The sequence below is a fragment of the Blautia sp. MSK17_66 genome (genome assembly GCF_020538025.1).
Classification (GTDB): Bacteria; Bacillota; Clostridia; order Lachnospirales; family Lachnospiraceae; genus Blautia_A.
Genome location: NZ_JAJBNQ010000106.1, coordinates 1 through 378, shown reverse-complemented (window position 1 = coordinate 378; position 378 = coordinate 1). Strand labels below are relative to the sequence as shown.

Here is a 378-nt window from a genome sequence, read left to right as displayed (position 1 = left end):
TACACAGAACATCTTATCATAATCAAATGCCCAAACAGCACCATTCACATGGTTTTCCACTGCTTTCTGATCTATGCTTTTCAAGCGTGTGACCATTTTCTCAATTTCTCCATTTCCCAAGTTACCGATATTTTTGCAGATAAACCGAAAGAAATTCAACGTTGCATATTCGTCATGCCAATGGAACTCTTCTGGATTGTTTTTTATTTTACTGGCTCGCTGCTGTTCTTTGATTATCTGAGCAGCTACACCTTTCATCGAATCTTCGTATCTCATATTACTCACCTACTCTTCCTCTACGCCCAGTGACGGTTTAAATCTTTTATCCTTTGCCTGCGGTACCACGATCTCATAAAAATAAAATCCTAAATATCCAAG

The 378-nt window shown here is 38.4% G+C and carries 1 protein-coding gene; it reads right to left on the bottom strand.

What is annotated here, in order from left to right; all coding sequences use genetic code 11:
• Positions 1–276 (bottom strand): hypothetical protein (locus LIR34_RS17685; RefSeq protein WP_173720005.1); only part of this gene is annotated, 276 nt, incomplete at its 3' end.
• Between the last annotated feature and the right edge of the window lie 102 nt (positions 277–378).